The 11584-nt window shown below is 51.8% G+C and carries 9 protein-coding genes; 1 reads left to right on the top strand and 8 read right to left on the bottom strand.

Annotation, left to right across the window (positions count from 1 at the left end; translation table 11 throughout):
- Nucleotides 1-97 precede the first annotated feature (97 nt).
- The 8 genes from KJZ99_08225 to KJZ99_08260 all read right to left on the bottom strand — a co-directional run bounded on the left by KJZ99_08225 (nt 98) and on the right by KJZ99_08260 (nt 9296).
- Nucleotides 98-1108: a hypothetical protein gene (locus KJZ99_08225; GenBank protein ID MCL4305887.1), complete on the bottom strand. Its 1011-nt coding sequence runs from the start codon at nt 1106-1108 to the stop codon at nt 98-100.
- Between the two features lie 37 nt (nt 1109-1145).
- On the bottom strand, nt 1146-1688 hold the full coding sequence (locus tag KJZ99_08230) for a hypothetical protein (protein MCL4305888.1): 543 nt from the start codon (nt 1686-1688) through the stop codon (nt 1146-1148).
- A gap of 85 nt (nt 1689-1773) precedes the next feature.
- Nucleotides 1774-2334, bottom strand: coding sequence for a hypothetical protein (locus KJZ99_08235; protein ID MCL4305889.1), 561 nt, complete (start codon nt 2332-2334; stop codon nt 1774-1776).
- A gap of 363 nt (nt 2335-2697) precedes the next feature.
- Entirely contained in the window at nt 2698-4149 is a 1452-nt protein-coding gene (locus tag KJZ99_08240; GenBank protein ID MCL4305890.1) for a putative DNA binding domain-containing protein, read from the bottom strand.
- Nucleotides 4149-5456, bottom strand: a complete 1308-nt coding sequence (locus KJZ99_08245; GenBank protein MCL4305891.1) for a restriction endonuclease subunit S — start codon at nt 5454-5456, stop codon at nt 4149-4151. The genes KJZ99_08240 and KJZ99_08245 overlap by 1 nt, the downstream gene beginning before the upstream one ends.
- A 100-nt stretch (nt 5457-5556) precedes the next feature.
- Nucleotides 5557-5979 (bottom strand): GxxExxY protein, encoded by a 423-nt coding sequence (locus KJZ99_08250; GenBank protein MCL4305892.1) that lies wholly within the window; start codon nt 5977-5979, stop codon nt 5557-5559.
- Nucleotides 5972-7987: a type I restriction-modification system subunit M gene (locus tag KJZ99_08255; GenBank protein MCL4305893.1), complete on the bottom strand. Its 2016-nt coding sequence runs from the start codon at nt 7985-7987 to the stop codon at nt 5972-5974. The genes KJZ99_08250 and KJZ99_08255 overlap by 8 nt, the downstream gene beginning before the upstream one ends.
- 1129 nt (nt 7988-9116) lie before the next feature.
- Nucleotides 9117-9296, bottom strand: a complete 180-nt coding sequence (locus KJZ99_08260) for a hypothetical protein (protein MCL4305894.1) — start codon at nt 9294-9296, stop codon at nt 9117-9119.
- Between the two features lie 234 nt (nt 9297-9530).
- Between KJZ99_08260 and KJZ99_08265 the strand changes: the two genes are divergently transcribed.
- The coding region (locus KJZ99_08265) for a hypothetical protein (protein MCL4305895.1) at nt 9531-11584 on the top strand (2054 nt) is incomplete at its 3' end.

The following is an 11584-nucleotide window of genomic DNA, read 5'->3' on the forward strand; positions in this document are numbered from 1 at the left end:
TTCCAAAGGGTTCATGTACACAACTCTTCATCTGGCACCAGTGCCAGGAGAAGTCATCTCCGCGTTGAGGAGTTTTGCGTTCGGTTCGCGAATATTGTCACTGCCCGCATAGGAACTTGCGAGCTTTCGCCCCGAGTCTTTTAACATGCCACCGCACTCCTTTTTCGTAAATGTCTTCAATGACGCGCTTGCTGAAGTTCGAAGCGACCAAGGACATTCCTAATTGCTCCCTTCCGACTACGGCGAAATATTGTATCGTGCTGCGTGCTAAAAGCACTTCATATTGATGATAGTGCTTGGCTACCCTGCTTTTTGCGTAGAAGTGTGATAAGGCTTTGACAGGCTTGTATAACTCTACGAATTGATGCTTCTCCATCTCCGGATCACTGTTTTCATTAAACTGAAATGCTGGCCAGAGGACTTCAAATATGCCGTCACTGCGTGTAGGAACCACGAATCGCCTGGTCCTCTCGTCAAGCTGGTCGAAGAAAGACTTGGCGCAAAACAGTCTGGGGCCCTTTTCTTCGTACTTTTCGAGCTGTGTCGCTCTAACATAGGCCATGCCCGCAAGGTTGAAGAAGTCACGTTGTTTGTTCGCGGTGTAGACAGGTGATGGGATTCGAGTTATGGAACCGTATGACAATCCGCCGCGAAAGAGTTTAGGGTACCAGTGCGTCCGTCCTTCATCTACTACGTCAACCTTGTCGACTTCTACTCGCCGAGACGTGGGAAAGCTAATCACCGACGGATCAGTTCCTTCTTTGGCCTGCGCATAAACGTGCGATGTCAGTCCAAAGCAGTTGCTAAGATAGTTCGATAATTGTCGCACCATCAGATTCGGATCATGGCTTAGGATGATAATCGAATCACTTATGGGAAGGAAGACCTCGAAGCTGCTTATCTGATTGTCGCCTGCCATGCGGGCTAATTCAACGTTGTCATAGCTTGATGGCGGATGATTCTCTGCATCTGAAACAGCAGTCGCGGCAATCTGTTGGATGTCCAGCAGCAACTGTAGCGCCGCCTGCCTGTCCTCTTCAACAAAACTCTTGAATCCGAGAAGGTCAAGAAACGCTACTGCGTAGTCGGATGTATATTGACTCGACATAATCGCCTTGCTGATTCTAAGGGCACGCAAGCGAACGCTATCGTGATAATCCTTCGCGATAGATCATCCTGCTTTCTGCGTCAAAAAGTGTAGATACATCGTCCAAGGCGCTTTGAAACGCGCGTAACGAGCGCGGGAACTCGGCCTCCAAGTTTCTCATGAAATCATAGTCTTTGTTTGTTCCGGATACAATTGACGTGTAATCACGTGCACCTTCAGCCGCCACAATAGCTGCCTTCGCAGCATTACCAAGAGCGATGTCAGTGCCATCAAACGGGCGAGGGTGCTTTATCTCCCGCCACTCAGTAAGCAGATAATTAGCGTCAGCAAGATTGCTCTCGGCGAAAGCACAAAGGGCAGGTACTCCGCCATTGTACGCCCAATAGCCCGAGTGATCAAACACAAGGAATTCCGCGCGCTGTGCAACTGTCTCCAAGCGCTGGGCAAAATCAGCTGCCCATCTCATGTATAATGTCTGGCGCTCATCTGCTCGCGCGGAGTTCGTGAACGTCAAGACAAGCGTCACCGCGAGAACGCCTACGAATACGACGTTCACCGAATTAGGAGTGGACCTTTGCATCGGGTGGCTTCCTTTCAAGTGCTTTAAGCAGGAACGACACGCCTATCGAGTGGCAATTATTCAAGAATGTGAGCTACATTGGACGCTAATTCTGATCAAGCGCCTGCCGAAGCAAGCCAATTGTATCTCCGACATCCTTGTCCTTTGTGACAGCGTAGTTTACGATACCCCATAGCGAAAGAATCGTTTCTTCGTCTTTGTTGGTGGCGCTTTCGGTGACTTTATTCACCATTGCCTTCAGTGAGTCGTAGCCCAACATAACCATGAAGCATTGCTCTCCGGCGCGAGTTACAAACCAAAAGCGTTCGTATGAGCTGCGCCCTTTCGAGACAGGAAAATCTTGAAGACATTTCAGAATTGTCTTCGCCTGGAAATAGGCAATGCTCATCTGGGCATTCTTCCATGCCTGATCGGTCATTTGTGAATATATGTCGGAGTCTGTCACCTGATAGCGAACGAGGGTGCCTTTGCGGAGCGCGAAGACGGGAGGAACTAAGGAGCGGTCCTTAGTGAGCACATACTCCCTGAATACGCGATCATTGTCGGCAAAGCCGTTTAGGAAACCGGCGATCTTGTCTTCAGCCCTTGCAGTTGACACGCTGAGGCAGGCAACAATGGCGATGAAACAATGAACCGTGTAGCGCATGGCTACGCTCCTTTCCGTAAGGTGGTCAGCTGGTCTCCGGCAGCTATGTTCAGCTTGACAGCCTGTCAGGTGATATTCAGCCACCGGCTTGCCTGGGGTTTTGGACCCTTGCCGAGCCGAAAGTCAAATAACCGTCAAACAAAGTCCGCAAAATCATCTCTTTAATAAACAATATTATATGAGATACTACCTATCCCAAAATCGGCTCTTGACCCTCAGGCTTCAAATAAAGCGGGGTATGCGAGAGAAACAGTGAAAAATAGTGAGAAAAGGACCCCAATTCGTTTTCTGTTTGTTTTTATTGACTATACGTAAGGTCCGCATGACCAGAACAGCCCGGGTTGACGAATAGAAGAAAATGAACTAAGCCCAGAAGGGAAGGTACTCAGCGTACCGGCGGGAGACGCCGCCCGCATCATCGGTTTTGGGTTTGATCAGGTTTGCCTCGTAAGTGTCTCCGATGATACGTGTCGCTGTGCTGACTCCACCATCATCGAGTCCGAAGCGCTGCCGTACAGAAGCATTAGTAGTCTTCTGATTCGTAACGTACATCAAACAGGCGTGCTGATAGCACGCTCGAATCCGGTCGCTCTTGTCCATGCTCTTGAAGGGAATTGGGGCGTAAAGCGTTGAGCGGGTAAAACCGTTTACCTTCTCAAATTTGGGAGCAGGCAACTGAAAAAGTTCAACGCTCGTGATAACCTTGTCGATGCCGCTGCCGCGTTCTTCGCACACATTGAGGCGACGCATGAGTGATGCGAGTCTGTCATTTCGAGACTGAGGTGGTGCATCAATAATCCGGATCGGATCAACAAGTGATTCGCCTGGATTCGTAAACTCAATCCGGTCGCTGAAGATTTCAATCATCGGACCAGAGCCGCGGACCGAAAAGTCCTGATGGATCAGCTCATTGGCGACCAATTCGCGAAGAGCAATCTCCGGATAGATCGGTACTTGCTTGCGAAGCGCGTTTTCGATCACTTCATTGGATGGCAATTGCAGCCTAAGTCGTGTAATCAAATTCACGAAGGACACAGCGTATCCGCGGGAGTCTTCACTTTCCTGCTTGGTTTCAGTTCGCCCTGTGCCTTTGTATTCAATCACGCGGATAGCTTTTCTGGCAAGTTGACCGAATGCCCCAAGATCATGTGCGAATAAAATGGCTCCAAGGTTAGTGATATCGTAAGTATTATCAAGCCGCCAGCGAATTACGTCTTCTTTCAAGAACAGTTCTATCATTCTCTCTATGCTTGGGACAGGCTGGCCGAGCAACTTGAAGTAGGTTTCAAACGAGAGCAACCGCTCAACCTCGGTACGACTCACTCCTTCACTCGCCACCTCGGATTCATACTCATACTGGCCGAGCTTTCGCCAAAGCTCGCGTTCCTTCTCTGGGTGATCCTTAAGCTTCTTTGTGTAGCTGCCAACTCTGATGAAATCTTCGGACTTGAATCGAACCGGCGTGTGCTTGGCCGCTCGAATCTCAAGAACCACAAAGTGCTTTCCGTCATGATCAAACTCACGAAAGACAACCGCTGGCTGTGGAAAGACCAGACGCAACAGCCAGTTCTCAAGAGCCTCATTTCCGACTTTCTCTCCATGTGGGCGAAAGGAAGTTCCGACCAAAGCATGTGTTTCGTTGTCTACGCCCCAAACGACATAACCCCATTCTCTTCCAAGCAAGGCTGTGGAGTTGGCGATGGCCGAGATGTTCTCAGCTATGGTTTCCGGTCGATCATTATTGACTTTGAACTCGGCCCATTCGGTCTCGCGAGGCATGGCAGCAAGATTCTTCAGCAATTCAGAATAGTCCATTACACTTCTCCTCTGACATCAATCTTCCCCGTCACCGCAGCAGAAATCAAGGCGGTGCGGTACTCGCGCAGCGTCTCGATGGACGCGCGAATCTTGGCGGCCAGCTCATCGAGACGGCTTGTCTCGTGATCAAGATAGGATACTATACCTTCCTGTTCCTCACGAGAAGGAACTGGAATCGAGATATCTCCAACCGTGTCAGTGTTTAGGTTGAGCTGTGTACCCCACTTCCCAAGACCAAAGTAAGGTTGGCCGCTCGCAAGAATGTAATAGAGAAACTCAATATTTTCTTTGAACGTAGGAAAGTAAACAAAGCCGTCATGAATACAACATTTGATTTTCGTGATGATGGGTTTACCCACGGTGCCAGCAATACTCAGGAAAATGGAACCGGGGTCTATAGGCACACTCAAACTTGCGCCCAATGCTGACAAACGCTGTGTCGTCTCAAGAAGATAACGATCACTCGCCGTCACATCTGCTATTCTAACCCAAGCTCGCTCTCCTTCCTCATCGAAGTACTTTGCATCATCAATAGGTCTGGGTGACGCTCCACGCTTGACCGGAGTAAGCCATTTTATCTTTTTCACTCCCCAATGTTCCGGCACTATGCCGAGCCACTCGATGCCTGAGTCTTTCAGCTTGGCATTGGGGTCGAGGCCTTTGGTGACGGCGTGGCTGATGAGGGCCCGCCGTTTCTCCTGCAAGAGTTCAATCTGCCGCTCCTTCTTCCGGATCAGCTCGTCAATCCGCCACGTCTCGCGGTCAAGGAAGGCTGCAATGGCGCGTTGCTCGGGAAGAGGGGGTAGGGCAATAGCCAAAGCCCCAATCTCGCTCGCATTTATTGCCGGATAACTAACTCCAACCGATCTGGCAACAACGTCATCAACAAAGTAAGGTGCGCGTAGTGCATGGGCAGCAAACTTGCTGCCAAGCCCGTCTCTGGAGCGGATAACTGCAAAGCCTGTTGATACAATCAAGTTGGATTCGGGATTGTTAATTGGCGAAATGGCTCGCAAATATGTCCGAACCGTTGAGACTATAACATCACCCTCGCGCACAATCCTTCTGGCACGAGACGGTGCCGCCGAGAAGACGTATGCCTCCTTGTTCACGATTCCGTCGGTGCTATCGACGCTGCTTATGTCAACGTATACTATTTCCGTGTTAGGGTCTGTCGTTTCCGGAAGTGCTTCATCGTTGATAGATGCGCAATACTTAAGTCGCTTTGCATCCCACCCTTCCGGCACGTTACCGAGCCATTCAATGCCGGAGTCTTTGTATTTGTGATAGGGCTTGAACTTCATAAGAAGACTCCTACCGCAGAGAGCGCAGATGAACGCAGAGCAAGCCAATTAGATTTCTTCTCTGCGTAACTTTGCGTTCTTCGCGGTTCAAAGTTCCTTCTCATAACCCGTTCACCATGCGCTTGATACCATCCTTCAGCAAAAGAACATTGAAGTTAATGAGCAGACCGATTCTGAATCCACCAAGCTTGAGATACGAGAGCAATTGCGCCTCATGAATCGGCGCGAATCTTTCAACCACCTTCAACTCGACAACCACGGCTTCGGCAACCAACATGTCAAGCCGATATCCGGCGTCAATTCTCACTCCGTCGTAAACCACCGGAAGCTCAACTTGTGCCCGCACTGGGATTCCACGCTTGCCTAATTCATACTTCAAACAGGCTTCGTAGGCGCTTTCAAGAAGCCCCGGCCCAAGCTCCCTATGCACGCAAAGCGCCGCATCCACAATCTGTCCGCTTATCTCGTTGAGCCTCTTCTTATCTTCCTCTGCGTTCCTCTGTGCTCTCTGCGGTTCAATCATGCCCGGTCCCTTTCAGCATCCGAGCGATTTCGGCCTCGATCCGCTCTAAGTCTGCATCAATCTCTTCCAGCGGACGCGGTGGAACATACTTGTAGAAATAGCGATTGAAGTTAACCTCGTAGCCAACCTTGGTCTTGCTGTGGTCGATCCAGGCATCCGGCACATGAGGCAGCACCTCGCGCTCGAAGTAGGTTTGAATGTTTTCCTTCAACGGTACGTTCTCGTTATCGCGCAGTTCGGAATCCGGCTCGGGATTGCCTTTGCTATCTATGCAGACGTCCGCGGTCTCGTCACGCTCGGGCAGGCTACTCATCACGGCTTTCATAACCGGCGTTGGAACGGCAAGCTTGGCTTTCTTAAACGCGCCGGAAACAAGCTCGGCAAACTGCTCGCGATTCTTAATTACGCCTTTGCCTTGGAGCGTCTTCAGGGCAGCGATGATCGCTTCCTGCAAGCGCTTGCCCTCAGCAATCTCTTCCTGAGCGGCTTTAGTGTCTTTACGCTTCTTGCTTTCGGCGAGATTGGCAAAAGCGGACGCATCGAGCAACTTGGCGAGCCGCTCTTCGGTTACTGTAAAATTCAAGCGTAGTGGACGCTCTACCGTGATCCGCGAATAGCCGAAGTCTTCGTTATCGAAAATCTTGACGAACTCCCCGGCCTTGAACTCTCCGTGCAGGCGAGTAATCTCGGCAATCTGCTCAATGCTGATCTCGTGGCGCTTGTTGCCGAGGCTCTTGCGCATCTTCTGGAAAAACTCTGTGGCATTGATGAGCTGAATCCTTCCCTTGCGCCGCTTCTCCTTGCGATTGGTCACAATCCAAAGATAGGTCGAGATCCCCGTATTGTAGAAAAGCTGATCCGGCATCGCGACAATCGCTTCCAGCCAGTCGTTCTCAATAATCCATTTGCGAACCTCCGACTCACCTGATCCCGCCGAGCCTGTGAACAGCGGCGAACCGTTGAAGACAATCGCCAGCCGTGTTCCGCCCTCCTTCGCAGGCTTCATCTTACTGATCATGTGCTGCAAGAAGAGCAAAGCGCCGTCACTGATCCGCGGTAATCCGGCTCCAAACCGCCCGCCGAAGCCCTGCTCTTCGGACTCGCGTTCAATTACTTTCTGTTGCGGCTTCCATTCCACGCCGAACGGCGGATTGGCCAGCATGTAATCAAATCGGCCAGACGGGAAGTGATCGTCGGTGAAACTATCGCCGCAGTAGATGTTGTCCAGACTTTGACCCTTGATCATCATGTCCGAACCACAGATGGCGTAGGACTGATCGTTGTAGTCCTGACCGAACAGCTCAAGTTTGGCATCCGGATTCAGTTCGCGCAGGTACTCTTCCGAAACGGATAGCATACCGCCGGTTCCGGCTGCCGGGTCGTACAAGCTCTTGACAATACCCTTGGTGGTTAGAATATCGTTGTCCGGAGCAAAGATCAAATTCACCATCAGGCGAATGACTTCGCGCGGTGTAAAGTGATCACCGGCCTCTTCATTGGAAGCTTCATTGAAGCGCCGGATCAGCTCTTCAAAGATGTAGCCCATTTCCAGATTCGAAACCTTGCCCGGATGCAAGTCAATTTCGCAGAAGCGTTGAACGACCAGGAATAGCCGGTCGGCCTTGTCCAACTTGGCAATGTGTTCTTCAAAGCCGAAGTGGTCAATGATATCCCGCGCGCGGCTGGAAAAGCCCTTGATGTAGTGCACAAGGTTGGCCGCAACGTTCGCCGGATCGCCCTTCAGTTTCTCGAACGTGAACTTGCTGGTATTGTGAAACGGCTGCCCGGCCACGCGGTTGAGGATCGGCTCAAGATTGGTCACCCTGCCGCCTTTCAGCTCCTTGGCCTTGGCCAGGACCTTTTCCTTGGTCGGTTCCAGCACGCAATCCAAGCGCCGGAGCACGGTCATAGGCAGCATCACATCTTTGTATTGGTTAGGACGGTACGGGCCGCGGAGCAGTTCGGCCACTGTCCAAATGAAGTTAGCTTTCTCGGAGAAATTATTCATACGTCCTGCTTAGTCCTTGGAATGCTTCCGGGAGTGGGAATCGAGCTCGCGCGAGACCAGCAACTCGACCCAGTTTTGGATGGTCGTGTCCTGTTCGGCAACTTTAGTCTTGAGCCGCCGGTGGACATCTTCGGGCAGTCGGACGTGAATCAAACGCCCGGACCGTAGCGATTCCTGGGATTTCTTGGGCTTATTCATGATTGGTCTGACCGGTCCTTTCGTGTAGATGGCTATAAATATAGCCAAATAGAGCAGAATATCAAGTTACGGCCAGTCTTGGGCGAGATTTCCGGCCACCCGACCGATCCCAACAATCGGGCAAGGCGATTTCACCAAAATTCATTGTTTCACTCGCATGCCCCTGTCACCAAATTGTCACCATCATTTGGCACGAACGGGGCAAAAACAGATGAACAGAAGCTAAGCCTGAGAATCCAAAATTCTGCTATTACAATAGGTAAACATTGGATTTCCGGTAGATAGCTCGTGATTTGACGGCGGATTCGATTCCCGCCGTCTCCACAAGAAAGCCCCTGCTAACATTAATGTTAACAGGGGCTTTGCGTTACTCGAAATCGACTTTTTCGGAGAGTGTGCTAATTTTGTGCTAATCCTGTGTGTACAATCTGACCACAGGTTGCACAGTTTGGGCTGCTTCAGTTGCCACCCCATTCGTTCTACGATCCGTGGTCTGCCCCCATGTTCTGTGCCAGTTGTAGGATAACAATTGCGGCTGCACTGCAATTCGAGGCTATTCAACTCCACCTTCTTAACACATCAACGTGCAGCAACGCCCTCCACAATTCTGTAATGCGGGAATTGGTTGCCAGACGAACAACGTCTCCACTGCCAACCTCGCAAGCCAGCGAGTCCCATCCAAGCTGCGAACTCCTGCCGATCAGTTCTGTGAACACAGTCTTGCATTACTTTGTAAGAGAGCAAGCAAGCCACACGGAATTCATAGAGTTGTTCCATGATTATTGCTTTATGGATTGACATGTAGTATTTTACGGAAGTGAATAAGCTGCTGGATCTGCAGCGACGTCTCGTCTGATGGCGAGTGGCATTGCCCTTGCCACTTCCTAATCAGACCCCGCAGATCCACTTTGATTTGATGGACAATCATTGATTAAAAGATGTAATAGGTGACTATGAAGAGCGCCAACTCTTGAGTCAGGATTCTGTGATCCGCAATTTCTTGCATAGTAATTCCCTCGTCTGGGCACTCTGCCTGTCCGTCGTTGCCGTTGTTTTCGGCGATACGGGTAATCCGCATGGCCTGATGTTGCAAGAGTGCAACCTTTGTCATGCGGTGTCAGGGTGGACTCCGCTCCTCTCTCCACTTGCCTTTAACCACGATTCGACCCAGTTCCCGCTTGTCGGCAGACATGCGGGCGTTTCGTGTTTGGGCTGTCACACATCACTTGTCTTCGCTGATGCTTCGACAGAATGCGTTTCTTGTCATTCCGATGTGCATAGCGGACAGTTCGGCAATAGCTGCGAGCAATGTCATTCGGCAACTGGGTGGGATGAGCGGCTAAGCATGCAGCACAGACACTCAGAAACTCGATTTCCGTTAACTGGCCGGCATGCGTTGGCCGACTGCCAAGCATGTCACTGGAACGGACAACTCAGAGGTCTCGAAACAGCCTGTGCATCGTGCCACGTTGACGATTATGAAGGAACGATGGATCCCAGCCACATCGCTGCCGGGTTCTCACTTGCCTGCGAATCATGTCACAGTGCACAGATCACAGACTGGGCTGCACCGGGATTTGTACATGGAGATGAGTTTCCGCTAACGGCGGGCCACAGCGGACTTCGCTGCGTATCATGTCATTCAGACGCGGCTTACGCAACAACCGAGACTGCCTGTATTGCATGCCATCGCGATGACTATGAGGGAGTGGTGAGTCCGAACCATCATGCAAATGGATATCCAGAGAACTGTCTGGAGTGCCACACGACCAGTAACTGGGATGCAACGTTTAACCATAACAACACGCAGTTCCCGTTGACGGGTGCGCATGTCCAGACATCCTGTCAGCAGTGTCATGTGGGCGGGGTGTTTGAAGGGACCCCCGGTCAGTGTATTGATTGTCACCTTGCGGATTACAACGGCACGACGGATCCGGATCATGCAGCGGTCGGGATCTCGACAGCCTGTCTGGCGTGTCACACGACAGAGTCGTGGGACATGGGGTTTGATCATCAGACGACAAACTTCCCGTTGACGGGTGCGCATGTCCAGACATCCTGTCAGCAGTGTCATGTGGGCGGGGTGTTTGAAGGGACCCCGGGTCAGTGTATTGATTGCCACCTTGCGGATTACAACGGCACGACGGATCCGGATCATGCAGCGGTCGGGATCTCGACAGCCTGTCTGGCGTGTCACACGACAGAGTCGTGGGACATGGGGTTTGATCATCAGACGACAAACTTCCCGTTGACAGGAGCGCATGTCCAGACATCCTGTCAGCAGTGCCACGTGGGCGGGGTGTTTGAAGGAACCCCCGGTCAGTGTATTGATTGCCACCTTGCGGATTACAACGGCACGACGGAACCGGATCACGCAGCAGCACAGATGTCCACAGCCTGTCTGGCGTGTCACACGACGGAGTCGTGGGACATGGGGTTTGATCATCAGACGACAAACTTCCCGTTGACGGGTGCGCATGTCCAGACATCCTGTCAGCAGTGTCATGTGGGCGGGGTGTTTGAAGGGACCCCCGGTCAGTGTATTGATTGTCACCTTGCGGATTACAACGGCACGACGGATCCGGATCACGAAGCAGCACAGATGTCCACAGCCTGTCTGGAGTGCCATACAACGAGCAACTGGAACTCGACGTTCAACCATAACAACACGCAGTTCCCGTTGACGGGTGCACATGTCCAGACATCCTGTCAGCAGTGTCATGTGGGCGGGGTGTTTGAAGGGACCCCCGGTCAGTGTATTGATTGTCACCTTGCGGATTACAACGGCACGACGGATCCGGATCATGCAGCGGTCGGGATCTCGACAGCCTGTCTGGCGTGTCACACGACAGAGTCGTGGGACATGGGGTTTGATCATCAGACGACAAACTTCCCGTTGACGGGTGCGCATGTCCAGACATCCTGTCAGCAGTGCCATGTGGGCGGGGTGTTTGAAGGGACCCCGGGTCAGTGTATTGATTGTCACCTTGCGGATTACAACGGCACGACGGAACCGGATCATGCAGCGGCGCAGTTCCCGACCACCTGTCAGACCTGTCACTCGACGAGCAACTGGAACTCGACTTTTAATCACAGTAATACAAACTTCCCGTTGACGGGTGCGCATATCCAGACATCGTGTCAGCAGTGCCATGTGGGCGGGGTGTTTGAAGGGACTTCCGGTCAGTGTATTGATTGCCACCTTGCGGATTACAACAGCACGAGTGAACCGGATCACGAAGCGGTCGGGATCTCGACAGCCTGTCTGGCGTGTCACACGACGGAGTCGTGGGACATGGGGTTTGATCATCAGACGACAAACTTCCCGTTGACGGGTGCACATGTCCAGACATCCTGTCAGCAGTGCCATGTGGGCGGGGTGTTTGAAGGGACCCCGGG

Source organism: bacterium, from assembly GCA_023382385.1.
Lineage (GTDB): Bacteria > Electryoneota > RPQS01 > RPQS01 > RPQS01 > JABWCQ01.